The organism is Caulobacter sp. GW821-FHT11E10 (genome assembly GCF_058808375.1).
The window spans coordinates 368,923-395,198 of the sequence record NZ_JBXARP010000002.1; the positions used below are offsets into that span (position 1 = coordinate 368,923).

Annotated in this window: 19 protein-coding genes; 10 read left to right on the forward strand and 9 right to left on the reverse strand. The window is 67.7% G+C overall.

Going from position 1 to position 26,276, the window contains the following annotated elements:
- Positions 1–70 precede the first annotated feature (70 nt).
- Positions 71–868 carry an RNA methyltransferase gene (locus AC1RRV_RS04810; protein ID WP_492858442.1) on the reverse strand — a complete coding sequence of 266 codons (798 nt, stop codon included), beginning with the start codon at positions 866–868 and terminating at the stop codon, positions 71–73.
- A gap of 91 nt (positions 869–959) precedes the next feature.
- Between AC1RRV_RS04810 and AC1RRV_RS04815 the strand changes: the two genes are divergently transcribed.
- The gene (locus AC1RRV_RS04815) at positions 960–1,955 is read left to right on the forward strand and encodes a serine hydrolase (RefSeq protein ID WP_492858443.1); all 996 of its coding nucleotides are present in this window, start codon (positions 960–962) and stop codon (positions 1,953–1,955) included.
- Here the strand turns inward: AC1RRV_RS04815 and AC1RRV_RS04820 are convergent.
- Entirely contained in the window at positions 1,952–4,372 is a 2,421-nt protein-coding gene (locus tag AC1RRV_RS04820) for an ATP-binding protein (RefSeq protein WP_492858656.1), read from the reverse strand. The genes AC1RRV_RS04815 and AC1RRV_RS04820 overlap by 4 nt on opposite strands.
- Positions 4,373–4,630: 258 nt before the next feature.
- Here AC1RRV_RS04820 and AC1RRV_RS04825 point away from each other — a divergent pair, with 258 nt between their 5' ends.
- Entirely contained in the window at positions 4,631–5,842 is a 1,212-nt protein-coding gene (locus AC1RRV_RS04825; protein ID WP_492858444.1) for an NADP-dependent isocitrate dehydrogenase, read from the forward strand.
- Between the two features lie 147 nt (positions 5,843–5,989).
- On the opposite strand, the gene AC1RRV_RS04830 is transcribed toward AC1RRV_RS04825, so the two are convergent.
- Positions 5,990–6,592, reverse strand: a complete 603-nt coding sequence (locus AC1RRV_RS04830) for a CAP domain-containing protein (RefSeq protein WP_492858445.1) — start codon at positions 6,590–6,592, stop codon at positions 5,990–5,992.
- A 336-nt stretch (positions 6,593–6,928) separates the two neighbouring features.
- Here AC1RRV_RS04830 and AC1RRV_RS04835 point away from each other — a divergent pair, with 336 nt between their 5' ends.
- The 5 genes from AC1RRV_RS04835 (at position 6,929) to AC1RRV_RS04855 (ending at position 12,444) form a co-directional block, all read left to right on the forward strand.
- Complete coding sequence (locus tag AC1RRV_RS04835) at positions 6,929–7,507, forward strand: DUF2939 domain-containing protein (RefSeq protein WP_492858446.1); 579 nt, start codon at positions 6,929–6,931, stop codon at positions 7,505–7,507.
- Positions 7,508–7,516: 9 nt separating this feature from the next.
- On the forward strand, positions 7,517–8,464 hold the full coding sequence (locus AC1RRV_RS04840; RefSeq protein ID WP_492858447.1) for an AEC family transporter: 948 nt from the start codon (positions 7,517–7,519) through the stop codon (positions 8,462–8,464).
- Between the two features lie 104 nt (positions 8,465–8,568).
- Entirely contained in the window at positions 8,569–10,698 is a 2,130-nt protein-coding gene (locus AC1RRV_RS04845; protein WP_492858448.1) for a TonB-dependent siderophore receptor, read from the forward strand.
- A 9-nt stretch (positions 10,699–10,707) separates the two neighbouring features.
- Positions 10,708–11,997, forward strand: coding sequence for a PepSY-associated TM helix domain-containing protein (locus tag AC1RRV_RS04850; RefSeq protein ID WP_492858449.1), 1,290 nt, complete (start codon positions 10,708–10,710; stop codon positions 11,995–11,997).
- A 69-nt stretch (positions 11,998–12,066) separates the two neighbouring features.
- Entirely contained in the window at positions 12,067–12,444 is a 378-nt protein-coding gene (locus tag AC1RRV_RS04855) for a VOC family protein (RefSeq protein WP_492858450.1), read from the forward strand.
- Here the strand turns inward: AC1RRV_RS04855 and AC1RRV_RS04860 are convergent.
- The 3 genes from AC1RRV_RS04860 to recA all read right to left on the reverse strand — a co-directional run bounded on the left by AC1RRV_RS04860 (position 12,441) and on the right by recA (position 17,312).
- Positions 12,441–12,992, reverse strand: a complete 552-nt coding sequence (locus AC1RRV_RS04860) for a hypothetical protein (protein ID WP_492858451.1) — start codon at positions 12,990–12,992, stop codon at positions 12,441–12,443. The two genes, AC1RRV_RS04855 and AC1RRV_RS04860, sit on opposite strands and share 4 nt — an antisense overlap.
- 132 nt (positions 12,993–13,124) lie before the next feature.
- Positions 13,125–15,767, reverse strand: a complete 2,643-nt coding sequence (gene alaS, locus AC1RRV_RS04865; protein ID WP_492858452.1) for an alanine--tRNA ligase — start codon at positions 15,765–15,767, stop codon at positions 13,125–13,127.
- Positions 15,768–16,241: 474 nt separating this feature from the next.
- A complete protein-coding gene (recA, locus tag AC1RRV_RS04870) occupies positions 16,242–17,312 on the reverse strand; it encodes a recombinase RecA (RefSeq protein WP_492858453.1) in 1,071 nt (356 codons plus the stop codon).
- A 255-nt stretch (positions 17,313–17,567) separates the two neighbouring features.
- Here recA and AC1RRV_RS04875 point away from each other — a divergent pair, with 255 nt between their 5' ends.
- Positions 17,568–19,187 (forward strand): matrixin family metalloprotease, encoded by a 1,620-nt coding sequence (locus AC1RRV_RS04875; RefSeq protein WP_492858454.1) that lies wholly within the window; start codon positions 17,568–17,570, stop codon positions 19,185–19,187.
- Positions 19,188–19,280: 93 nt separating this feature from the next.
- A complete protein-coding gene (locus AC1RRV_RS04880) occupies positions 19,281–20,885 on the forward strand; it encodes an EAL domain-containing protein (protein WP_492858455.1) in 1,605 nt (534 codons plus the stop codon).
- 119 nt (positions 20,886–21,004) lie between these two features.
- Here AC1RRV_RS04880 and AC1RRV_RS04885 read toward each other — a convergent pair whose 3' ends face one another.
- Together AC1RRV_RS04885 and AC1RRV_RS04890 are read right to left on the reverse strand one after the other, a co-directional pair.
- On the reverse strand, positions 21,005–22,828 hold the full coding sequence (locus tag AC1RRV_RS04885; protein ID WP_492858456.1) for a DUF885 domain-containing protein: 1,824 nt from the start codon (positions 22,826–22,828) through the stop codon (positions 21,005–21,007).
- Between the two features lie 112 nt (positions 22,829–22,940).
- The gene (locus AC1RRV_RS04890; protein WP_492858457.1) at positions 22,941–23,318 is read right to left on the reverse strand and encodes a nuclear transport factor 2 family protein; all 378 of its coding nucleotides are present in this window, start codon (positions 23,316–23,318) and stop codon (positions 22,941–22,943) included.
- Between the two features lie 73 nt (positions 23,319–23,391).
- On the opposite strand from AC1RRV_RS04890, the gene AC1RRV_RS04895 reads away from it, so the two are divergent.
- Positions 23,392–23,913, forward strand: a complete 522-nt coding sequence (locus AC1RRV_RS04895; RefSeq protein ID WP_492858458.1) for a GNAT family N-acetyltransferase — start codon at positions 23,392–23,394, stop codon at positions 23,911–23,913.
- Positions 23,914–23,928: 15 nt separating this feature from the next.
- Here AC1RRV_RS04895 and AC1RRV_RS04900 read toward each other — a convergent pair whose 3' ends face one another.
- The gene (locus AC1RRV_RS04900; protein WP_492858459.1) at positions 23,929–26,169 is read right to left on the reverse strand and encodes a hypothetical protein; all 2,241 of its coding nucleotides are present in this window, start codon (positions 26,167–26,169) and stop codon (positions 23,929–23,931) included.
- Between the last annotated feature and the right edge of the window lie 107 nt (positions 26,170–26,276).

Genomic DNA, 26,276 nt, shown 5'->3' on the forward strand with positions numbered 1-26,276 from the left:
CACACCCTCCCCAAACATTTGTTTGGAGTGAGTTTGAGCGCGGGAAGCGCGACAGTTCAAGCCAGCGGATTCAGTCCTCGGTTTTGGCGGCCTTCTGGGCGGCCAGCTTGGCGAGGACGCGGCCTCGCCCCTTGCTCAGCGCGGTGATCACGCCCCGGAAGGTGCGGACCTCCTGATCGCTCAGGCGGGCCCGGGCCAGCGGGACGCGCAGGTTGCGGACCATCGAGGGCTTCTTCTCCGGCGGATGGTAGAAGCCCGCCTTGTCCAGCTCGCCCTCGAGGTGCTCGTAGAGGCCCAGCAGCGTGGCCTGGTCGGCGGGCTCCTCGACATTCTGCTCGAACTTTTTCCAGGGCCGGTCGTCCTGGGTCATCTTCCATTCGTAGGCGTTGATCGACACCGCCTGGGCCAGGTTCAGCGAGCGGAAGCGCTCGTCGATCGGGATCGAGACGATGGCCTGGCACAGGGCGATGTCGTGGGTCTCCAGCCCGGCCCGCTCGCCGCCGAACAGCAGGCCCACGGCGCGGCCCTGGTCGACTTCCTCGGCCAGGTGGCTGGCGCTCTCACGCGGCGTATAGACCGGCAGGCGCGTCTCGCGCGGACGCGCTGTAGTGGCGTAGACCAGCTTCAGGTCGGCGATGGCGGCTTCCAGGCTGTCGAACACCTTGGCGTCGTCCAGCGGCCACGAGGCGCCCGAGGCGCTGGCCCAGGCCCGCTCCTGCGGCCAGCCGTCACGCGGCCGCACCAGGCGCAGGTCGTAGAGCCCGAAATTGGCCATCACCCGGGCCACGGCGCCGATGTTCTCGGCCAGCTGGGGCTCGTTGAGGATCACGCAGGGCGGGACGGGCTTGGCGGCGGCTTCGTCGGTCATCCGCGTCCTTTGCCGCCGAGACGGCGCCGGATGCAAGAGACTCTCTTCGCTCGCCCGGGCAGCCTAACCGCCAGGGCCGCGTTGAACCGGGATGTCCCGCCGCGTCTTCCTGACCGCCCTCCTCGCCCTGCCCGTGCTCGCCGCCTGCCGCGACAAGCCGATGCTGGGCCAGGCGGAGCCGACGATGAAGCCCCAGCGGCTGCGCAAGCGGATCGAGGCCATCGCCGCCCGCGCCGCGCCGGCGGACCTGGGCGTTGCGGTCGAAGACCTGACGACTCGCCAGCTCTGGACCTTCAACGGCGATCGCCCCTTTCCCCTGGCCGGGGCGGCGCGAGTCCCGATCCTGGCGGCCGTGATGGCCGAGGCGGCCGCCGGACGCCTGCCCCCGAGCGAGGTGCTGCCGGTGCGCGATGTCGACCTTTCGCCGCCGCCCAGCGCCGTGGCTGACGCGTGGCCCGGTCGCCAGACCTGGCGCGTCGACGAACTGGAAGCCCTGGCGCAGGCGGGTGACGCCACCGCCCTCGATATACTGGTCAAGCGGATCGGCGGACCGGGTGGTGTCAACGGCTGGCTAGACGTCCAGCGCATCGATGGCATCAGCATCGACCGCTACCAGCGCCAGCTGCGCACCGAGGCCCTGGGTCTGGCCTCGTTCCGCGCCGGCTGGAAGGAAGACGCCGCCTGGACCAAGGCGGTCGGCGCGGTGCCGACGCTCCAGCGCACCCGGGCCGAGCGCGAGCGTCAGGTCGATCCGCGCGACACGGCCACGCCGGTCGGCATGATGAGGCTGCTGGAGGCCTTCAACTATCGCGAACTCTTTCCCAGGCCGGATCGCAAGCGCCTGCTGGGCGACGACCCGGGCTATCTGGCCGCCATCCTACCGAAGGGCGCCGCGCTCTGGCAGGCGGCGGGATCGGCGCGGCCGGATCTCGGAATTACGCCCGCCAGCCACGCCCTGGCCTTCATGGAGCTGGCCGATGGCCGGCGCATCGCCCTGGTGATCTTCCTGGCCGCATCCAAATCCGACGCGGCGCGCAGAGAGGCCTTGATCGCAGACATCGGCCGGGCGGTGCTGGAGGAGTTCTAGCCCCGCCGCACGCGGGCCAGGGCTTCCAGCAGCTGCGCCGGATGCAGGGGCTTGGCCAGATGCAGGTCGGCCCCCGCGGCCTCGGCGGCGGCGACGTGCTCCTCCATGGCGTTGGCGGTCAGCATGACGATCAGGATCGGCGGCTCGCCCGTCGCCTTCTCGCGCGCACGGATGGCGCGGGTGGCGCTCAGGCCGTCCATCACTGGCATCTGCATGTCCATCAGCACGGCGTCGAAGCTGGCGCGGTCCAGCGCATCGAGCGCCGCCTGGCCGTCCTCGACCATGGTCAGGTCCACGCCGAACGGCTGGAGCACGATCTCGACCACCTTGCGGTTGGTCGGATGGTCCTCGGCGACCAGCACCCGCATGCCTTCCAGCGAAATCTCGTGCTCTTCCTCGGCCTTGACCTCGGCGGCCTCGCAAGGGCGCAGCGGCAGCACGACCTCGAAACAGGCGCCCTCGCCCGGGATGGCCTTGGCGGATATCTCGCCGCCCATCATCTCGGCCAGGGCCGCGCAGATCGACAGGCCAAGGCCGGTCCCGCCGAACTGGCGCGTGATCGACTGATCGGCCTGGACGAAGCGTTTGAACAACCGGTCGCGGACGGCGTCGTCGAAACCGACACCCGTGTCCCGCACCGCGAAACGGACGTCCTCGCCGACCCGATCGACCTCCAGCGAGACCTCGCCCTCGGCGGTGAACTTCACGGCGTTGGCCAGCAGGTTGGACAGGATCTGGCTGATCCGGCCCGCATCGCCCTCGTAGGTTCCGGCCGTGTCGGGCGCGACCGCCCAGCGGAAGGTCAGTTGCTTGGCTTCGGCGGCGGCCGCGTGCAGCTCGGCCATGCCCCGCACCAGCTGGGTCAGGTCGAACGGCGCGGGGGTCAACTGGAACTCGCCGGCCTCGATCTTGGAGACGTCCAGGATGTCGCCGAGAACCTGCTCCAGCAGGCGTCCCGACGAGGATACCAGGGCCGCCAACTCGCGCCGGGCCTCCGGATTCTCCTCGTCGGCCAGGCGGTCGCCGATGGCGATCACCCCGTTCAGGGGCGTGCGCAGCTCGTGGGACATGTTGGCCAGGAACACCGACTTGGCCTGGTTGGCGCGCTCCAGCTCGACGGTGCGTTCAGCGACGCGAACCTCCAGCGAGCGGCGGAGCTCCTCGTTGCGCTCGCGCTGGCCGCGCAGCGCGCGGGCCAGGGAGCCGATCTCGTCGGGCCGTTGCTCGATCGGCTCGGCGGCTTCCGGATCGCCGATGCGTTGCGCCTCGGCCAGGGCCTTCAGCGGCGCGGCCACCATCTGGTTGGTCAGGCGGTACAGCAGCAGCACCTGCAAGGCCACGCCCACGAAGCCGAACAGCAACACCCACGAGGCGGTCTTCAGGGAAGACCAGACGATGTCGCCTGACGGGAACGTCATCAGGAACCACCAGCCGGGCTCGATCAAGCGACCATAGGCCACCAGGCGGTCGCCCTTGGGAGACAGCACCGTGCCGACATTCTGCTTCTGGGCGCGGATCGTCTGGACCAGGCGCTTGAGGTCGTTCTCGGCCTCGAACTTGCGCAACACCCCGACATCGACGACGCCGTTGCGGGCCAGGCCCTGGGCCGCCACCAGCTCGCCGTCCTCGGCCACGATCAGGTTCTGACCGCCCGGCAGGGCCTCCGCCACGGCGCGCAACAGATAGGAGTCCAGCGAGAGGCTGGTGCCGAACGCCCCCATGAACTGACCCTTGTAGTAGAAGGGCGTCATGCAGGCCGCGTTCAGGCCGCGACCGCTGGGGTCGGAAATCAGCCGCCGCAGCTTGGTGCATTTCATGACCCGGTCCGGATTGTTCTCCGGCAGGGTCAGGAGGGTCATCTCCTCCTGGGCGATGTTCAGGGTCGGCGGGGCGTCGCGGCGATAGTACTGCAGCTTGTCCAGGCGGTTCGGCCCGAACATCACCAGCCGCGTCTTCGGCGTGAAGAAGTAGAAGTTGTCGTAGTGGCGGATCTCGGCCTCGCCCGTGGCGGCCACGACGTCGGTGGCGGCGACGAACAGTTCCTGCTCAGGCAGGCTCATGGTGTCGGCATAGGGCAGATAGCCGCCGACGCCGTAGACGTAGCGATTGCCGATCCTGGCGCCGTCGAACAGTCCGGGGACCGAACGGCGCGTGCCGTCGCCCTTCTCGGGAAACAGCCGCTCGAACTGTGCATGGATTTCCGGGTCGTCGCCCATGGCCAGGCGGCGTGTCAGGCCCTCGCCGGCCGCGTCGTGCACCTTCACCAGGTCCGAGAACAGGCGATCCTCGGTCTTGACCCGCTCGCCGACATATTCGGCGAGGTGGCGGGTCTGGGTGTCGGCCGCGCTTTCGCGCACGAAGACGAAGGCCGCCGCCGTGGCGACACCCGTTACGGCGATCGACAGGATCGCCACCATGGTCAGCAGCCGCCGCGCCAATGGCGCGGTCACCCCCGTGATCGGTCCTGAACCGTTATTCAAACCTGCTCCCTGGCCCAGCCCCCGGGCCAATGCCGCCTCAAACCGTAACCTCGAAAAGCAAACTTGACGGTAACAGCCAACCGACCCGCTTTTCCGTCGCGACGCAACAGTCTATAGCCTCCCGGTCCGCGCCGCTTCCTGGCCCTGTGCGCCAGATCGCCACAGGCGCGCCACCGCCAGAGGAACATCCCCGCAATGGCCAAGATCAAAGTTGCTAACCCCGTCGTCGACATGGACGGGGACGAAATGACCCGGATCATCTGGAAGCTCATCAAGGATAAGCTGATCTTCCCGTATCTGGATCTGGAACTGGACTACTACGACCTGTCGGTCGAGAACCGCGACGCCACCGACGATCAGGTGACCATCGACGCGGCCAACGCCACCAAGAAGCACGGCGTCGCCGTCAAGTGCGCCACCATCACCCCCGATGAGCAGCGCGTCACCGAGTTCAATCTCAAGAAGATGTGGAAGTCGCCGAACGGCACGATCCGCAACATCCTGGGCGGCGTGATCTTCCGCGAGCCGATCATCTGCCAGAACGTGCCGCGCCTGGTGCCGGGCTGGACCCAGCCGATCATCGTCGGCCGCCACGCCTTCGGCGACCAGTACAAGGCCACCGACTTCCTGTTCCCGGGCAAGGGCACGCTGTCGATCAAGTTCGTCGGCGATGACGGCGAGACCATCGAGCACGAAGTGTTCAAGGCTCCGGGCGCCGGTGTCGCCATGGGCATGTACAATCTCGACGAGTCGATCCGCGACTTCGCGCACGCCTCGTTCGCCTACGGCCTGAACCGCAACTATCCGGTCTACCTGTCGACCAAGAACACGATCCTCAAGTACTACGACGGTCGCTTCAAGGACATCTTCCAGGAGATCTTCGACGCCCACTACGCCGACCAGTTCAAGGCCAAGGGCATCCACTACGAGCACCGCCTGATCGACGACATGGTCGCCTCGGCGCTGAAGTGGTCGGGCGGCTACGTCTGGGCCTGTAAGAACTACGACGGCGACGTGCAGTCGGACATCGTTGCCCAGGGCTTCGGCTCGCTGGGCCTGATGACCTCGGTGCTGATGACGCCGGACGGTAAGACGGTGGAAGCCGAAGCCGCCCACGGCACCGTCACGCGCCACTATCGCCAGCATCAGAAGGGCGAGAGCACCTCGACCAACTCGATCGCCTCGATCTTCGCCTGGACCCGTGGCCTGGCCCACCGCGCCAAGCTGGACGACAACCAGGCCCTGGCCGACTTCGCCCACACCCTGGAAAAGGTCTGCGTCGACACCGTCGAAAGCGGCTTCATGACCAAGGACCTGGCCCTGCTGGTCGGCGACAAGCAAGGCTGGCTGACCACCGAAGGCTTCCTCGACAAGATCGACGAGAACCTGAAGAAGGCCATGGCCTAAGGCTTTCGGGCTCCGGCTCGAACAAGAACGCCCCCGGGGAGACCCGGGGGCGTTTTTCGTTTCGGAGCTGGCGGCCGACGGTGTGAGCGGTTTCGGCGCCCGCCACGCCCTCCTCCAAGAAAAACGAGTCTGTTCTTACGAACAGGCTCAGCGCTGGACCATCGCCCCCGCGAAATCGATCACGCACATCGAGCCCCACTGCCGGTGCCCGCCGCACGAGACGCCGGCGGCGCTGTAGCTGGCCGTGAAGATGTTGCGGCGGTGGCCGCGCCCGGCCACGCGGCTGTCGATGACCAGCTGGCGGACGATCGCCCGGGCGTCGTCATAGCCGTACGAGATGTTCTCCGCGCAGAGGCCGGCGAATACGCCGTTGGCGCGCAGACGCCCGCCCAGGCTGCCACTTGGACCGTGGCCGACGTCTCCACGCGGCCCTTGAGCCTGGGCGTGCTGACGCGCGGCGGCGTCCAGGCGCGGATCGCCCTTCAGCGGCTTCAAGGGCGCCTGGCGCTCGAGGAAGGCGATCGCCTCCTCCACCGCCTCGGGCTCCTCCTGCTCGAACACCCAGTTGGGCGCGCCGCGCAGCTCGCGAGCGTACTCGGCCGGATGGGCCCGGACATAGTTCAGCTCGGACAGCACCGCCTCGTCGAGGTCGGCCGCGCGGGCGAAAGCGGGAAGCAGGAAGGCGGTCGCCAGGATGGTGGCCGCAAAAGCGGCGGCGGCGCGCGGGCGCGTCGCGGGACGGCACAACATGTGTCGCAACTCTCGGCACTGAAACGTCCCCCGAGGGCGTTGATACCAGCGCGGCGCCCGAGGCGCGAGGCGCGGTTTGTCGCGTCTGGATACAATTATCGGGCGATAATTGACATATGCAACCAATGCGAATTCAACTGGGCCCGAGCCGATGCGGCTCATTGGGCTCGAGCATCGCCCAAGATCCGTCGAGAACTCCTCCCCGCCGGATCTCCCTCAGCGCCGCTTCCTTCCCCCAAGGAAGCGGCGTTTTCTTTGGCTGGGCCTGACCGGCGCGAGCACTCTTGCGGCCCGGAAGGAGACCTGATCTATCCCCGTCTGACCTTCGGAGGCGGCATGACCCTGCAGAAGCGGATCTGGGACCTGATCGTGCTGGCGATCTTCGTCTTCGCCGCGGCGTTCGCCACTGCTCCCTGGTTCGCCTTCCGCGCCCTCAAGGCCGCCGCCCAGTACGAGGACGTGCAGGCGATCGGCGAGCTGGTCGATTTCCCCGCCGTTCGGCGCAGCCTCACCGGCCAGCTGGTCGCCGACGCCCCGGCGTCCAGGCCGGAAAGGCCGTCGATCTGGCGCGATCCGCTGGGCGTCTTCAGGAAGGCCATCGAGCCGCTCGCGCCGCCCGAACCCAAGGTGGACCGCTACCTGACCGTGGCCGGCGTCTCGGCCCTGACGCGCGGCTATGCGCCCGGCGCGGCCCCGCCCGCGCCGCCGCGCGACGCCTCGCTGGTCCTCCAGATCCGCGACACCGTCCGTGGGCCCTATCCCAGCATCGTCTATTGGGATCCCGATCGCGTGCGCATCGCGATCAAGCGGCCGGACGGCAGCGGCAAGGTCACGATCTTCACCTTCGAGCGCCGCGAACTGTTCACCTGGAAGCTGGTGCATATCCGCCTGCCCGCCGACGAACGCCAAGGCTGACGCCCGCTCGTGATCACCCTCGTCCTCGACGTCCTTTCCCGGGTCTGGCCGTTCTTCCTGCTGGTCGGCGCCGGCCTGGCGCTTAGCCGCCTGCGCCTGCTGGACGCGCGCATGACCCAGGGCCTGTCGGCCTATGTCTACTGGGTCGGCTTCCCCGCCCTGCTGATCCATTCGCTCTCGCGCCTGGGACGGCCTGGGCCTGAGTTGATGCTGGGCCTGGCCGCCTATGCCGGGGTCGGCCTGGCGGTCATGGCCATCATGGTCGCCACCGGTCGCCTCCTGGGCTGGAGCAAGGCCGAGCGCGCAGGGGCGGCGATGGCCTCGGGCGTCGGCAACAGCGCCTTCCTGGCCCTGCCGATCACCGCCGCCGTCCTGGGCGCGGAGACGGCCCGCTTGGTCGCCGGCGCCGTGGCCGTCGACTTCGTGATCCTGGCCGCCACCGGCGTGGGCCTGCTGGGCTGGGCCGCCGGCCGATCGGTCCCGCGCTCGACGCTGCAAGCCTTCCGCAACCCCGTGGTCGCCGCCGCCCTCGCCGGACTCGCCCTGGCCCTGCTGGACCTAGCCCTGCCCGAGCCGCTGGACCGCGCCGTCGGCATGGCCGCCGCCTCGGGCAGCCCTGTCGGCCTTGTCGCCCTCGGCGCCGCCCTGGGGCTGCGCGAGACCGAGGGCGAGGCCGCGCCACGCGCCGCCCCCGTGATCCTGGCCGCCCTGGCCAAGCTGGCGCTCTTGCCGCTGCTGGCCTGGCTGGTGATCGGTCTGACCGCCGCCCCGCCCGCCTTCCGGGCCGGCGCGACCCTGCTGGCCGCCGCCCCGACGGCGGTGAATGTCTTCATCCAGACCCGCGCCTACGGTGTCTTCGCCCGAGGCGCGGCGCGGACCGTGGCCCTGACCACGGCCCTCGCCCTGATCACCCTGGCCCTCGCCGCCCTGCTGCTGAGCCCGGCCGTCCATCCCTGAATCCCTGGCCTCGTAGGCCAAGTTTCGAACGCGCCGCGTTTGACACCCCTTCCTCGCCTCGGTAGATGCACTTGCGACTCATTATCGTTTGCATAGAGGCAAGCATGTCCCCCTCCCTTCGCGCCCTCCTCCTGGCCACCGCCGCCCTCGCCGGCGTCAGCATCGCCGGCCTCGCCTTCGCCGACGAGAGAGGGGCCGAAGAGAAAGGGGCCGAAGAGACGGGCGCCGCTGACGCCGCCGTTGAAGGCAATCAGGTGGACAAGGTGGTGATCACCGGCGCGCGCACCCGCACCTCGGCGGTCACGGGCCTGGACATGAGCCTGCGCGAGACCCCGCAATCGGTGACGATCATCGGCCAGGATCGGATCAGGGACTTCGCCCTGACCGACGTGAACCAGCTGCTGGCCCAGGTCACCGGCGTCAATGTCGAGAAGGTCGAGACCGACCGCACCTATTACAACTCGCGCGGCTTCGACATCACCAACTTCCAGGCTGACGGCGTGGGCCTGCCGTTGATCTGGGGCATCCAGTTCGGCGAGCTGGACACGGTTCTGTTCGAGCGGGTCGAGACGGTGCGCGGCGCCAACAGCATGATGACCGGCACGGGCAATCCGTCGGCGACGATCAACTATGTCCGCAAGCGCCCGACCAGCGTGTTCAAGGCCTCGGCGGCCCTGCAGTACGGCTCTTGGAACAATTACCGCCTGGAGGCCGACGTCTCGGGCCCGCTGAACGCCTCGGGGACACTGTCGGGCCGGGTGATCTACGCCAACGAGGATCGCGACAGCTATCTCGACCATTACGGCGTCAATCGGAACGTTTACGGCGCGCTGCTGGCTTGGGACGCCACACCGAAGCTGACCGCCACGGTCGGCTGGTCGCTGCAGGACAACCGCGCCAGCGGCAATAACTGGGGCGCCCTGCCCCTGCTCTACACCGATGGCGCTCGGGTCGACTATCCGCGCTCGGCCTCGACCTCGGCCGACTGGACGCACTGGAACGTCCGCGACCAGACCGCCTTCGCCGAGCTGGCCTGGCGCTTCGACAACGACTGGCAGCTGAAGACCATCGGCACGTTCAAGCGCTTCGAAGAGAACGCCAAGCTGCTCTACGCCTATGGCAATCCGGACAAGGCGACCGGCCTGGGCGTCCTGGGCATGAGCGGCGTCTATCCGTCGATCTACGAGAACTACATCCTCGACGCCTATGCCTCGGGCCCGTTCCAGCTGTTCGGCCGCACGCACCAGCTGGTGATCGGCGGCCAGACCTCGCGGTCGCACGGCCATGAGTACGAGGACTTCTCGCTCGACCCGATCGTCTATCCGTCGGTGCGCGACTGGGGCCGCGCGCAGGTGGCCGAGCCGACCTATCCGGGCGCCTACCTGGCTTCGGACCAGATCGATCGCCTGAGCCGGTTCTACGCCGCCACCCACCTGTGGGTGACCGACAAGCTGAAGATCGTGGCCGGGTTCAACGCCCTGAAGCTGAAGTCCAAGGGCTTCTCGTACGGGACCGACACGCCGCGGGATGAGGACAGGGTCAGCCCCTATGCCGGCTTCGTCTACGACCTGACCGGCAACCTGTCGCTCTATGCGAACTACACCGACATCTTCAATCCGCAGTCGGAAGTCGACATCAACCACCAGACCCTCGCCGCCGCGCACGGCAAGAGCTACGAAGCCGGCTTCAAGAGCGAGTGGCTGAACAAGCGCCTCTACCTGACCGGTGCGGTGTTCACCTCCCGCCAGGCGGGCCTGGCCGAGTACGCCGGCGCTTTCCCGGACACGCTCAAGAGCTACTATGCCGGGGTCGACACCAAGGCCACGGGCTATGAGCTGGAGGCGGTCGGGGCGATCAGCGACCAGTGGCGTGTCAGCCTGGGCTGGACCGACCTGAAGATCGAGGACGAGGCCGGCGACGCCGCCCGCCTCTACACCCCGCGCAAGACGCTGAAGGCCTCGACCACCTACACCATCCCCTCGATCCGCAACCTGACCCTGGGCGCCCAGCTCCGCTGGCAGGACGACGTCGAGGGCATGGACATCGCCCCGGTCCGGCAGGAGGCCTATGGCGTCCTCGACCTGATGGCCGGGATCGACGTGACCGAGCACGCGCGCGCCACGGTCAACGTCAAGAACGCGACCGACAAGACCTATCTGAACAGCCTGATGTGGAGCCAAGCCTACTACGCCGCGCCGCGCAGCGTGTCGCTGCGCCTGGACTACGCGTTCTAGGTCCGGCCGATGGACGCTCGCACCCCGCCCCCTCTCGCCAAGGACGGCCCCACCAAGGACTCTGGCCGGAGCTCCGCCCGGCTGGCCGTCCGGCCCGTGCTCGGCTTCTTCCACCGCTGGGTGGGCCTGTTCATCGCCGGCTTCCTGTTCATCTCGGGCGTCACCGGCGCGGTGATCTCGTGGGACCATGAGCTGGACGACCTGCTCAACCCGCACCTGATGCACGCCCGCGCCGAGGGTCCCGCCAAGCCGCCGCTGGAGCTGGCCACGCTGATCGAGGCCCGCGACCCGCGCGTCCAGGTCACCTTCATCCCGCTCGCGCCCGAACCCGGCGAGGCCTACGCCTTCGGCGTCGACGCTAAGCGGAACCCTGCCACCGGCAAGCTGTTTGACCCCGGCTACAACCAGATCTTCATCGACCCGGCGACGGGCGAAGAGCTGGGCCGGCGCGAATGGGGCGCGGCCTGGCCGATCACCAGCGAGACCTTCGTCTCGTTCCTCTATGTGCTGCACTACACCCTGCACATCCCGCCGATGCTGGGGATCGACCGCTGGGGCGTGTGGCTGATGGGGGTGATCGCGGTTCTGTGGACGATCGACTGCTTCGTCGGCTTCTACCTGACCCTGCCCCCGAAAGGCGGCAAGGGCTTCTGGGGTCGCTGGAAACCCGCCTGGCAGATCAAGACCAAGGCCAGCGCCTACCGGATCAATTTCGACATCCACCGGGCCTTCAGCCTGTGGCTGTGGGGCGTGCTGTTCACGGTGGCCTTCACCGCTTTCTCGCTGAACCTCTACACCGAGGTCTTCTATCCGGTGCTGTCCAAGGTCTCGAAGACCACGCCCGGGCCGTTCGAGCTGCGCGCGCCCGCGCCGCTGGACCAGCCGATCATGGCCAGAAAGACCTATGCCGAGGTGATCCAGACGGCTCGGATCGAGGCCCGCGAGCGCGGCTGGACCGACCCGGTCGGCGGCGCGTTCTACGCCCCGGCCTACGGCGTCTATGGCGTGACCTTCCACCCGCCGGGCGGCGACCATGGCGCGGCCGGGGTCGGCACGCCCTACCTCTACTATGACGGCCAGACCGGCCTGCCCGCCGGCGAGCGCCTGCCCTGGGTCGGGACGGCGGCGGACATCTTCGTCCAGGCGCAGTTCCCGCTGCACTCGGGCCGGATCCTGGGCCTGCCCGGCCGGATCCTGATCTCGTTCACGGGCCTGGTCGTCGCCGCGCTCAGCGTCACCGGCGTCGTCATCTGGTGGAAGAAGCGCAAAGCCCGCGTCGCGCGGCGCGCCCGGGGCTGACAGGACCTGGCGGGCTGCTGACAGTCTTCGTCAGCGGCCCGGCTAGTCTGGGGTCAGGAGGAGACCCCGATGATCAACTACATCACCATCGGCGCCAGCGATCTCGATCGCGCCGGCGCCTTCTATGACGCGGTGCTGGGCGCGCTGGGCAGCCAGCGGCTATGGCGGCAAGGCGACTGGATCGGCTACGGACCTGATCCCGAGCACGCCACGGTGATGATCTGCAGCCCGGAGAACGGCCTGCCCGCCAAGGCCGGCAACGGCATTATGGTCGGGCTGACGGCCACGACCGAGGCGCAGGTCGACGCCTTCCACGCCGCCGCCCTGGCCCACGGCGGAGCCTGCGCCGGCCCTCCCGGTCCGCGTCCAGCCTATGGCGAGGGCTACTACCTGGCCTATGTCCGCGATCCGGACGGCAACAAGCTGTCGGCGTTCCTGAAGAGCTAGGGCCGCATCGTCACGCCTTGGCCGGTCAGCAGGCTGGAGGTCGGCGCGCCGCCGGACTTGCCTTGGTCGCCGGCCTTCCAGCCGGCCGGGCACGGACCCAGCCGGTGGTAGCGCCGCGCCTGGACCACCTTGCCACCGGCCATTTGCAGCGGCTGCAGGGCGAAGCGGACGGTGAAGTCGTCCGCCGCCTTGCGCGTCGTCGTCACGTACAGGCCATAGCGCATGCCGCCGGCCTCGCAGCGTTCGACATGCTCGTCGGCGCTGTCCTTGGCGGGCTTGCCATACGGCCGGCAAGCCTCGCCGTTCACCCGGGGCTCGACGCGCGAAAAGGAGCTGACCAGTTCCGGATGCGCGCAGACCTCGGTGGCGCCCGTCTGGCCACCGGTATCCTCGACGATCTCGACCCGCCACAGCGCAGGCGGCGCCAGGGACTGGTCCTTCAGGGACGGCGGCTTGTCCTCGCCGCCCTTCTGTCCGCAGCCGACGAGGGCCAGAAGCAGGCCGGCGGCCAGGACCGCCCGGCCCCATTGGCGCGTGTTGGAAGTCATTCGGCCCTCCGCCATCGAACTACATTCGTAATTCAATTGAGGCGCTACCGGAGGTTTCGTCAAGGGGCGCCCCGGACATGAAAAAGGGGACGCCTTTCGGCGCCCCCTCATCCATTTCGCGACGGTGGCCGGTCAGCCCGCCAGCGCGGCCTTCACGGCGGCCAGCCCTTCCTCGGCCTTGCTGTCGTCGGGCGCGCCGCCCTGGGCGAAGTCGGCCTTGCCGCCGGCGCCCTGGCCGCCCATGGCCAACACGGCGGCCTTGGCCAGCTCGGCGGCGCTGAACTTGCCCGTCAGGTCGGCGGTGACCGCCACGGTGACGGCGGCCTTGCCCTCCGAGGTGCCGACCAGGGCCACGACGCCCGAGGTCAGCTGCTTCTTGAACTCCTCGGCGACGCCGCGCAGTTCCTTGCCGCCGACGCCGTCGAGGACGCGGGCGATCAGCGCCGTGCCGTTGATGTCCTCAGGACCCGAGGCCGCGCCACCGCCGCCCAGGGCCAGCTGCTTCTTGGCTTCGGCCAGCTCCTTCTCGAGGCGCTTGCGGTCGGCGATCAGGGCGTCGACGCGCGCGCCGACTTCGGCCACCGGGGTCTTGAACTGATCGGCCAGCGACTTGGCCACACCCGCCTGGTCCAGCAGGAAGCGGCGGGCCGCCTCCCCGGTCAGGGCCTCGATGCGACGCACGCCGGCGGCGACGCCCTGCTCCGAGACGATCTTGAACAGGGCGATGTCGCCGGTGCGGGCCACGTGAGTGCCGCCGCAGAGTTCGACCGAATAGGCCTTGGCGTCGTCGGCCAGCGACTTGCCCAGCGTCAGGACGCGGACGCTGTCGCCGTACTTTTCGCCGAACAGGGCCACGGCGCCGGCCTCGATGGCCTCTTCCGGGGCCATTTCCTTGGTCTCGGCCGGGACGTTCTGGCGGATGACTTCGTTGACCTCGGCCTCGATGCGGTCGAGCTCGTCGGCGGTCAGCGGGCCGCCGTGGCTGAAGTCGAAGCGCATGCGCTCGCCATCGACCATCTGGCCCTTCTGGGCGACGTGCGGGCCCAGCACATGGTGCAGGGCGGCATGCACCAGGTGGGCGGCCGAGTGGTTGGAACGGGTGGTGTGGCGGCGATCAGCGTCGACCGAGGCCACGACCTGGTCGCCGACCTTGAGGTCGCCCGACAGCTCGACGCGGTGGACGTAGAGCTCGCCGGCCTGCTTCTGGGTGTCGATCACGCGGCTCTCGCGGCCATTGGCCTCGATCACGCCCGTGTCGCCGGCCTGGCCGCCGCTCTCGGCGTAGAAGCTGGTGCGGTCCAGCAGGACCTCGGCGGTCAGGCCGGCCTTGGCCGACTCGACCTCGACACCCTCGACGAGGATCGCCTTCACCACGCCCGTGGTCTCGGTGTTGTCATAGCCGACGAAGTCGGTGGCGCCGGCCTTTTCCTTGATCGCGAACCACGCCGCGGCGCCGGCCTGCTGGCCCGAACCGGCCCAGTTGGCGCGCGCCATTTCACGCTGCTTCTGCATGGCCGCGTCGAAGGCGTCGGTGTCGACCGTCAGGCCCTTGGCGCGCACGGCGTCCTGGGTGAGGTCCAGCGGGAAGCCGTAGGTGTCGTAGAGCTTGAAGGCGGTCTCGCCGTCCAGCACGCCGCCGGCGGCCAGATTGGCGGTGGCGTCGTCGAGCAGGCCCATGCCGCGGCCCAGGGTGACGCGGAAGCGCTCTTCTTCCTGGCGCAGGGTCTCGACGATCGAGGCCTCGGCGCGGCGCAGTTCCGGATAGGCCTGGCCCATCTCGGCCACCAGGGTCGGCGCCAGGCGGTGCATCAGAGGCTCCTGCGCGCCCAGCAGATAGGCGTGGCGCATGGCGCGGCGCATGATCCGGCGCAGGACGTAGCCGCGGCCTTCGTTCGACGGCGTGACGCCATCGGCCAGCAGGAACGAGGACGAGCGCAGGTGGTCGGCGATCACGCGGTGCGAGGGGGCCTCGGCGCCCTCGGCCTTGACGCCGGTCAGCTCGACGCTGGCGGCGATCAGGCTCTTGAACAGGTCGACGTCGTAGTTGTTGTGCACGCCCTGCAGCACGGCCGCGACCCGCTCCAGGCCCATGCCGGTGTCGATCGAGGGCTTGGGCAGGCTGATGCGTTCGCCGCCAGCCAGCTGCTCGAACTGCATGAACACCAGGTTCCAGATCTCGATGAAGCGGTCGCCGTCCTCATCGGGGCTGCCAGGAGGGCCGCCGGCGATGTGGGGACCATGGTCGAAGAAGATCTCCGAGCACGGACCGCAGGGGCCGGTGTCGCCCATGGACCAGAAGTTGTCGCTGGTCGGGATGCGGATGATGCGGTCGTCGGACAGGCCGGCGATCTTCTTCCACAGGTCGGCCGCCTCGTCGTCGGTGTGATAGACCGTGACCAGCAGCTTTTCCTTGGGCAGCTTGAATTCGCCGGTCAGCAGGGTCCAGGCGTGGTGGATCGCCTGTTCCTTGAAGTAGTCGCCGAACGAGAAGTTGCCCAGCATCTCGAAGAAGGTGTGGTGGCGGGCGGTGTAGCCGACATTGTCCAGGTCGTTGTGCTTGCCGCCGGCGCGGACGCACTTCTGCGAGCTGGCGGCGCGCGGATGGGCCGGCGTCTCGGCGCCCGTGAACACGTTCTTGAACGGCACCATGCCGGCGTTGACGAACAGCAGGGTCGGGTCGTTCTGCGGCACCAGCGGCGCGGACTGGACGACGGCGTGATCGGCCTTGCCGAAGTAGTCGAGGAAGGTGCTGCGGATCTCGTTCAGGCTGGGCATGAGCGTCTCAAGTGTGGCGTACCGGTCCGGCGAAGGGCCGGAAGTCGGGCGCTGCATAGCGCGGTTTTTCGTGAAGGGGAAACCGACTCGAAGATGGGGCCCCGGGATGGGGAGAAAAAGGGCGTGTCAGGCGACTGGTCGTCGACCTCGGCCCAGTTCCCCGTCATCCGGGGCTTCCCGCGCGAGGCCGGTGATTCAGCCTCGATATGAGACTTGATCTTGCTCCGCGCCCGCCGCGGGCGAAGGGTCCCGCGCATGAAGCGCGGAATGAAGAGAGCGCTGTCGGATAGGCCCGCGCGGCCCCCTCCGGCGCTTCGCGCCACCTCCCCCGGGAGGGGAGGATCACAAAAGAGTAGGACGCCTGGCATGGGGTCCAGGCGTCCTGAAATCGCGGCCTTCGCGGCGGTCCGCCGCGGGCGTGTTGAAGGCGGGGAACGCCCGCGAAAGCGGGCGAAGGCCGCGAAACCTTGAAGCCTATTCCTCGTCGCCGTCCTCGGGGCCGCCGACCAGGAGCTCTTCCTCGATCTTCTGCGACGATTTCCGGACAGCCGCTTCGATGGAGGCGGCGATGTCGGGATTGGTCTTCAGGAACTCGCGAACATTGTCGCGGCCCTGACCGATACGTTGGCTGCCGTACGAGAACCACGAGCCGGCCTTGTCGATGATCCCGGCCTTGACGCCCAGGTCGATGACTTCGCCCAGCTTGGAGATGCCCTCGCCGTACATGATGTCGAACTCGACCTCACGGAACGGCGGCGCCACCTTGTTCTTGACCACCTTGACGCGGACGTTGTTGCCGATGATCTCGTCACGGACCTTCACCGAACCGGTGCGGCGAATGTCCAGGCGCACCGAGGCGTAGAACTTCAGCGCGTTACCGCCCGTGGTCGTTTCCGGGCTGCCGTACATCACCCCGATCTTGTGACGGATCTGGTTGATGAAGATGACGATGGTGTTGGCCTTGTTGATCGAGGCGGTCAGCTTGCGCAGCGCCTGGCTCATCAGACGGGCTTGCAGGCCCGGCAGGCTGTCGCCCATCTCGCCTTCGATTTCGGCCTTCGGCGTCAGGGCCGCGACGGAGTCGATCACGACAATGTCGACGGCGCCAGAGCGCACCAGGGTGTCGGTGATCTCCAGGGCCTGTTCGCCGTTGTCCGGCTGCGAGACTAGAAGGTGATCGAGATTGACGCCGAGCTTGAACGCATAGCCTGGATCCAGCGCGTGTTCGGCGTCGACGAAGGCGGCGGTGCCGCCGGCCTTCTGGACCTCAGCCACCACGTGCAGGGCCAAGGTCGTCTTGCCCGAGCTTTCCGGGCCATAGATCTCGATGATCCGTCCCTTGGGCAGACCGCCGATGCCGAGCGCGATGTCCAGGCCGAGCGAGCCGGTGGAGACGGACTCCATCTCGACCTTGCCCTTTTCGCCCAGCTTCATCACCGAGCCCTTGCCGAACGCGCGATCGATCTGGGCGAGAGCCGCCTCTAGAGCGCGTTGCTTGTCGCCTTCATCCTTGCCCACGAGTTTCAAAGCCGCCTGACTGGTCATTGGTTGTCCGCCCTTATTCCATGATTCCGGTAGCTCGCCCGGCGCTTCCCGCGCCTCGCCTCAACCACCTGTGGAACACCCTTAATGCGTACACACTTTGTTCCAGGTTCGCAAGATGTTCTCATTCACAGAAACGACCGTTTCTGACGTAGCCCCACAAGGGGTCTGGAGTAGCGGATCAGGCTGGCTTTTCAGCCGATTGACTTTGACCAGCCACCGGCGCCCTCTTTTCCCACGCGAAGCGAAGAGGAAGCCATGCCTGTCCTTTCGGGTGAACGTTGGCCGGCGGCCGGTGGTGTCACGACGATCACCTGGAGCTTCGCGACCGCGAACTACAGCACGCTCCAGACCAAATATTCCGGCTACAAGGACTTCGACTCCCAGATCAACGCCAGCGTCCAGGGGCTGATCCAGAACGCCTTCGCCGCCTGGGAGGCGGTCGCCAACATCGACTTCGTGATGGTGGCCGACTCGTCCATCGTGAACATCCGGGTGGGCAACCTCTATATCGACGGCTACGCCGCGCCGGGCCAAGGCTCGACGCTAGGACGGACCAGCAGCTGGTTCGTCGGCGTCAACTACACCGCCGCCCAGATCGTCTTCGACGTCGACGCCTACGACGACACCGCCACCCTGTACGAGGTGGCCGTCCACGAGATCGGCCACGCGCTGGGGCTGGACCACAGCCCGATCGTCAGTGCGGTCATGTACTATCTGGCCAACAGCCAGAACCTCAGCGGCAAGCTGTCGTCGGACGACATCGCGGGGATCACCGCGATCTACGGCGCGAAGGGCGCAACGGTCGTCGACGACTATCTCGCCACGACGGCCACAACGGGGGTGGTCACCGTCGGAGGCTCCAAGACGGGCGTGATCGAGACCGTCGGCGACGTCGACTGGTTCAAGGTGACCCTGGTCGCCGGCCACACCTATCGGTTCGACCTCGAAGGGTCATCAAGCGGCGCCGGAACCTTGCCGGACCCGATGCTGGAACTGCGGTCGAGCACGGGCGCGCTGTTGGGCTCCTATGACGACGGCGGGACGAACCTGAACTCCCGCGGCTCCTACACCGTCCAGACCGGCGGGACCTACTATCTGGCCGCCCAGTCGCTGATCGCGTCAGACACGGGCTCCTACAAGCTGTCGGTGACCGACATCGCCGCGACCCAGCCGTCGCAAGCCGTGCTGACGGCCGGGACCAACATCCTGCGCCAGACCGCCAACGCCACGGTCACCGACCTGGCGACCAAGGTCGGGGCCGGGACGCTGAGCCAGGCCAGCGCCATCGCCCAGATCGTCAAGACGGCCGACGCCACGACCTCGGTCGCGATCCTGAGCTATCAGTTCTTCACCGGCTCGATCCCGTCGCTGGGCGGCATCGACTATCTGGTCTCACCGACGGGCAGCAATCCCAACAACATCAACTCGGCCTACTACCAGCTGTTCTCGCTGGAGAACCGCTACATCAACTTCGCGGTCAATCTGGGCAAGGTCGGCGCGGGACAGGCCCAGTTCCAGGCGACCTACGGATCGCTCGACCTGTTCGCGGCCACGCGCCAGGCCTATGCAACCATCTTCGGCGCCGCGCCCAGCGACGCCAAGCTGCACGCCCTGCTGGATCCGACGTTCGTGATGAACGGCCAGACCATGACCCGCGCCCAGTACTTCGCCTACTACGGCGGCGACGGCGCCAACGGGCTGGGGACCAAGGCGGCCATGGTCGGCTGGCTGCTGGCCGAGGCCGAAAAGGCGGACGTGGGCTCCTATGCCCTGTCCAACGCCGCCTTCCTGACCGACCTAGCCGACGGCGCGAATTTCGCCGTCAACCTGATCGCCGTCTATGGCCGGCCAGAATATGTCTATCAAGCCGGCTGACCCATAACCGATATCGGGCTTCGCCCGCTCAGCGCGAAACCGGTCCTTAAGTCCCGCCGTGCAAGTCTCCCCGCTCCTTGGGGGATTGCCGTCTTGTCGATCGATCCGCGTCGCCTTCTCGGCCTGGCGTTCGCCAGCGCCGACCTTCTCGTGGAACTGCAGGGCGGCCGCGTGCGCCTGGCGCTGGGCGCCGCCCAGAAGGTCATGGGTCTCAGCGAGGCCAGCCTGACCGGCCAATCCTGGTCCGACCTGTTCCATCCCGACGACCAGCCGCTGATGGACGCGATGCTGGCTTGCGCCGACGACAGTGTGCGTCGCGGCCCCATCGTCCTGCGTCTGGCCGAGAAGGATGGCCGCCATGTCCGTATCATCCTGCGCGCCCTGCCCGAAAACGACGGCCGCGTGTCCTGCGCCATCACCGCCGCCCAGTCGGCCGGTCCGCCGCTGACCGCCAGCAGCCTGCAGGCCCGCGAGTCGTTCGACGACATCGCCCGGGGCCTGTTCGAAGCCGCCCGCGTCACCGGCCTGGAGCTGGAGCTGGCCATGGTCGAGTTCGCCGGCCTGAGCGACATGCGTGAAGGCCTGACGCCCAGCGAGGCCGCCGCCCTGGACGTCCGGGTCGCCAGCGCCGTCCGCGCCGAGTCGCATGGCGGCGCGGCCGCCACTCAATTGTCTCCGGACCGCTTCGCCCTGCTGCGCCAGCGGGACGATCTTCCCGAGAACATGGTCAAGCGCCTGACCCGCATGATCAGCGCCGAGGCCAGCGCCCACGTGGTGCCGATGGAGGGCGGCGGCTCGTCCCGCGCCATGCGGGCCCTGCGCTACGCGCTCGACGACTTCCTGCGGGAAGGCCTGAAGGACATGCCGCCAACGACCCTGTCGGAGGCGATGAACCGCTCGGTCAAGCGCACCCTGGCCCGCGCCGGCGCCCTGGGCGTGGCGGTCAGCCAGCGCCGCTTCACCCTCGCCTACCAGCCCGTGGTTTCGCTGGCGACGGGCCTGGCCCACCACCACGAGGCGCTGGTGCGCTTCGAGGACGGCGGCAGCCCGTTCGCCCTGATCCGCATGGCCGAGGAATTCGACCTGATCGAGGAGCTGGACCACGCGATCGTCGAACAGGCGGTCAAGAAGCTGGCCAACGACCAGGAGCGCAAGCTGCGACTGGCGGTGAACGTCTCGGGTCGCACGATCGGTAACGAGACCTTCGTCGACCATGTCGGTCGGCTGCTGTCGAAATACGACGAGGCCAAGGGCCGGCTGATCTTCGAGATCACCGAGACCTGCGCGATCGACGACCTGGCCGTCGCCAACCAACACATCCAGAGCCTGCGCGGCATGGGCTCGATGGTCTGCCTGGACGATTTCGGCGCGGGCTCGTCCTCGTTCGCCTATCTGCAGCAGTTGCGCCTGGACATCGTCAAGATCGACGGCCGCTACGTCCGCGAGCTGGCCGACAACGGTCGCGACGGAGCGCTGGTGCGCCGGCTGGTCGAGCTCTGCAAGGATCTGAAGGTTCGGACCGTGGCCGAGATGGTCGAGACGGTCGAGGTCGAGGAGGTCTGTCGCCAGGCCGGCGTCGACTTCGCTCAGGGCTGGCTCTACGGCAAGCCGCTCGACAAGCCCGCTCCCGCCCTGCGGCCCAGCGCGCCCGTCAAGGGCGTGGCGCGCCGCGCCGGGGCGTCGGAGAGCTGGGGGTAGAAGCTCCTCCCCTTTGGGGGAGGTGGCCCAGGTGGCCGGAGGGGGGGGCGGCGCCGCATAGGCAGCGCCGCCCCCTCCGTCGCTCCGCGACACCTCCCCCAAAGGGGAGGATCGTTTCCTCAGGCCTTGCCGCCCTTGGCGGCGATGTAGTCGTCGATCGCGCGTTCCAGCACGGTCAGCGGGGTCATGCCCGAGAGCAGGCCCGCATCGTGGAATTCGCGGATGTCGAACTTCTTGCCCAGGGCCTTCTTGGCCTTCTCGCGGATGCGCAGCCAGACGATCTTGCCGATCATGTAGCTGCAGGCCTGGCCCGGCCACACGACATAGCGCTCGATCTCGGTGATCGAACCGCTTTCCTCGTCGCCCATGGTCTCGGCCATGTACTTCACGGCCTGCTCGCGGCTCCACTTCTTGTGGTGCATGCCGGTGTCGACCACCAGGCGCACGGCGCGGAACAGGGCGTCGTGGAGCATGCCGATCTGGCCGCGCGGATCGTCCTTGTAGATGCCCATCTCGACGGCCAGTTGCTCGGAATAGAGCGCCCAGCCTTCGGTGTAGCCCGAGAAGCCGATGATCTTGCGGATCATGGGCAGGCCCTTGGCCTCGTTCGAGATCGACAGCTGCAGGTGGTGGCCCGGGACGCCCTCGTGCACCGTCAGGGTGGTCAGGGTGTACTTGGCCTGTTCGGCCGTGTCGCGCAGGTTGATCCAGTAGATGCCGGGGCGCTTGCCGTCGAGCGAGGGCGAGTTGTAGTAGCCGCCCGGCGCGCCGGCCTCGATGGCCTTCGGCACCCGCCGGATCTCAAGCGGGGCCTTGGGCAGGGCGCCGAAATAGGCCGGCAGCTGCTTTTCGATCCACTTGGCCTTGGTGTTCAGGTCGGCGATCAGCTGTTCCTTGGCCGGGTCGGTGTTCGGATAGATGTCCTTGCCCAGCTCGCGCATGCGGTCGCCGACCGTGCCCTTGGGCATGCCGATCTTCTTGAACAGCTTGTCGGCCTCGGCCTCGATCGACTTCACCATGTCCAGGCCCAGCTGGTGGATCTCGTCGGGCGTCAGGGTCGCGGTCGTATAGTTCTTCAGCGAGGTGACGTAGTAGTCACCGCCGTCCTTCAGGCGCCAGCAGCCGGCGTCGTGCACGGCCTTGCCGCGGACGCTTTCCATCAGGGCGATCTGGCGCTTCAGGGCCGGCAGGACCGACCCTTCATAGACCTTCGAGGCCTCGGCGGCCCAATCGCCGGCGATGTTCTTTTCCTTGGTCCGGCGGGCGATCGACTTGACCAGCGGCGCCTCGGCCGTCGGGGTGTTGGCGAAGGCCTTCATCTGGATCAGGGTCTTGTCGATGATGAAGTCCGGCGGGATCACGCCGTCGGCCATGTCCTGCTTGGCCAGGGCGGTTTCCTGGTCCATCAGGCGGGCGAAGCCCTCCATCCGCGACAGATAGGCGTCAGCGTCGGCCTTGGTCTCGATGCTGTGCTGGGTGTCCAGGAAGTCCGGCATCTGCTGGTAGCTGCCGGTCAGCTGGCTGAGGATGTAGGGCGCGCCCGAACCGCCGCCGCCGTAGCTGAACTTCTTGTTGCCCTCGTCCTGGACGGCCAGCACGAACTCGACGGTGTCGTAATTGACGGCGTCCATGCCCTTCAGGGCGCGGCGGTCGATGCCGCGCAGGGCGGCCAGTTGCTCACCGGTCTGGGCCGCGCCGGCCTTGATCGCGGCGGACGAACGATCGGTCAGCAGGCCCTTGGTCCAGGCCAGGTCACCATGGTCCAGGCCCAGGCCCGTGGCCGTCTCGGGCGACTGGCGCAGCTGCTTGGCCATGATGTCGTCGAACAGGGCGTTCAGCTTGGCCACTTCGCCTTCGCGGGCCAGGGCCATGGACGGCAGTCCGCCCGTGGCGGCGAAGCCCGCGGCGGCAGTGGCGAACATCATATGGCGGCGATTGAGCAAGGCTTTCCCTCCCAGGACGCTAATCGGAGGACGAAGGCGTAAGGCCGCCGCCCGGCGCGGCGAAATTAATTCCGAGTCATGTGCCGCCGTCCAGCGATGGTTCCGGTCACACTCAGATCAAGGTGACGAAAAGCTCGTTTTCGATCATCCACTGGCCGGTGACCTTCTTCCAGGTGGCCAGATAGGTCCCCGATTGCTCGGGCGCGTCCTTCCACGAACCGACCCAGCGGCCGTGTTCGGCGGCGCGAGTCCCCTCGGCGTTCAGCGCGATGGTCTCGGTGGTGCGGACATAGGCCCCGAAGCCCTTCTCGGCGAACTGGCTGGCGAAGGCGGCCAGAACGTCCTCGGCGCCCAGCAGCAGCGAGCCGTCGCCGGCGATCAGGGTGACGCGCGGATCGAAGAACGGCCGCAGGCGCGCGGCGTCCTTGGCGGCGATCAGCTTGTTGGTCAGTTTACGGCGGGCGGCGATGGCGTCTTGCGGCGTGGTCATGGGGCCCTAGATCTTCACGGGTCGGCGAGCCGGTGTAGCTTGCGCGGCGCCAGAACCGCAAACCCGAGTCGTCATGAACGTTCCAACCCTGACCACCGCCCGCCTGACCCTGAGCGCGCCACAGCTGTCGGACTTCGAGGACAGCCGCGCCATGTGGGCCGACCCGCTGGTGGTCAAGCACGTCGGCGGCCGCGCCTTCACCGAAGAGGAAAGCTGGACGCGCCTGATGCGGGCCCGCGGCCTCTGGGAGGTGCTGGGCTACGGCTACTGGGCGGTGCGCGAGACCTCGACCGGCCGCTATGTCGGCGAGGTCGGCTTCGCCGATCTGCGCCGCGACCTGGAGCCCAGCCTCTACGGTCTGCCCGAGATGGGCTGGGTGCTGGCGGCCTGGTCGCACGGCCATGGCTTTGGCACCGAGGCCGTCCGCGCGGGCCTGGCCTGGATCGACGAGGCGATAGCGCCGCCGGTGGTGCCCTGCATCATCGACACCGACAACACCCCGTCGATCGCCCTGGCGACCAAGGTCGGCTTCACGCTGAAGACCCACACGACCTTCAAGGGTTCGCCGATCGTGGTGATGGAGCGGCGGCGCTGACCCTTCGGCGCGAGACTAGCTGAGGGCGAACTCCGGCTTGCCGTAGACCCCGATCATGTCGATGGCCAGGTTGGCGCCGTCGGCCAGGTCGGTCAGGAAGGCGGCGTTGGAGAGCGCGTAGGTGCCGACATTGGCCTTCTCGGCCTCGGCCAGCAGCCAGCCGACCATGGCGGCCTTGGTGCCGATCCCGTTCAGGCCATCCTTGCCGTAGCTGTCGAAATAGGCGTCGCGGCCGCCGCCCAGCAGCAGGGCCACCTTGGCGTCCGTCGGCGTGGTCCCGAAGATCGTGGCGTAGGCCTTCTTGGTCGCCTCGGCCAAGGAAAGCGCGCCGTATTCCGCCGCGAACTTCTGGCTTCCCTCCCCCAGCTTGCCGAGGTTGACGGAGAAGTTGATGTAGCGGTTCTCGAGGTTGAACTTCTCGTAGTAGGCGGAATTGAGATTGTTCGGATTGGGTCCATCCGGCGAGACCAGATAGTCCACGCCCCCGGCGCTCGGGATCTTGCCGGTGAAGAACTGGTACGCCATCAGCGCGACGCTGACCGTGTCCATGGCGAAGCCGATGGTCTTCTGGATGATGGCGGCCGCGCTCTCCCCCGCCTGGACGTTCAGCAGATAGTCGCGGGCGCTGGTCGGAAGAGCGTGGAGGATGTTCTCGAAGACCTTGAGAACTTGGAGTTGGATGGGCGTGAGGTCGATCACGGTCGCCTTCGCGACACCGTTCGCCCCCTTGTCATAGCCCAGCAGGGTCAGGGCGGCGGCGTCCAGCGTCTGAATGTCCTCGAACACGCTGAGGCCGGGCCTCATCAAGGTCGGTTGGCTGTCCTTCAGTGGCACGAAATGATCGCCGGGATTTCCAGATGCGCTGATCAGGGCCCAATCGGTTCCGAGCAGGGATATTTTCCGGGCCGAGGTGTAGTTGACGCCGTCGACCGGCCCAGTGACCTCCGCCTTGGCTTGCGTCACCGCCGTCCACGAGGTCGCCCAGCCCTTGTCGCTGGCGTAGCGTCCAAAGCCCAGGCCGTGCATCAGCTCGTGGACCAGCAGCGACTTGGCGTCGATGCTGGTTCCGAAACTCGAGGCGTCAACCATGGCTTTCGCCGCCCAGTCGAGCAGGGTCGCCTTGTCCTGCTGGCCGGAATAGAAGGCCGACAGCCCCGCCAGATCGACCCCGATCGAGATGTCGGCCGTCGCGGCGTCGCCGTCGCGACCGGTCAGGTAGCGATACAGCGTCTCGGGCATATAGACGGGCCGCAGCTTGGCCGGGTCGCCGTCGGGCGAATAGAGCTTCAGCACCAGATTGCCGATAGCGTCGGCCATGAACTCGCCGCCCAGCGATTTTGGTCCCAGGGCGATGGTGATCCCATTGGGCAGGCCGCCAGAAACCTGATCTGAAATCCGCTGCAGCGCCGCGTTGATGTCGCGCAGAAACGCCTCGATCGCCGGCGTCATCGTCACGCCGGCGGGCAGGGTGACCGTCGCCACGGGCCCCTGGGACCCGAAGGTCAGGGTCTGGACGGCCGTGGCCTGCGAGACGGTTACGGTCTGCTTGACCGGATCGGCGTCCTTCAGCAGCAGGCCCAGGGTTTCCGAGGTCGCGTCTGGAAGCGCGTCCCCGTGGTAGGTGACCTTGATCTCCTTGGAGGTCTCGCCCGGCTTGAAGACGATGCGGCCGACATCCAGCATCGGGTTGTGCGACAGGTCGGGCCGCAGCGTGTAGGCGCCCGTGTCGTTGGTCATCACCCAGTCGGTGTCGTACTGCAGCGTGAGGGGCGTGGTGCTCGACACCATCGGCGCGACGTCCAGCACGATCTCGCCCTTGTTGATCCCCACGTCCAGCTTGACGGTGAAGGTGACCTGTTGATCGCCCGAAGCGCCCGCGACGGGACTCCCCGCCGTGATCTGCGCGACATGCACGCGGTCGGCGATCGTGACCCGATAGATGAAGGTGGTGATGTCTCCGTCGTCGTTCTCGATCACTTCCAGGTCGAAAAACTCGTTTCCTTCCCGCGCGCCGTCCAGGAAGTAGTCCACGACGAACGAATAGCCCGTGCTGGGGTCGACCACCGAACCGCTGGCCCCGAGCACGACCGAAGGGGCCGCGCCCTGCTTGGACCGGAACTGGAAGTCCTCGCCATAGGTCGCCGTCCCGCCGGACAGCACCCGGTAGACGTAGGTCAGTTTCTGGTTGTCCTCGCCGACGATGACCGTGGAATTCGCGCCCTCGGTCTCCGAGATCGATCTGTTCACCGTCGGCATGGGCATCTCCACGAGTCGCGGAAGCGCCTCGGCTGATCAACCTTTGTCGTCATACGGCGAGGCCGCCGGCAAGTGACCCATTCGGTCTACCTGCCGGGCCTCCTTCT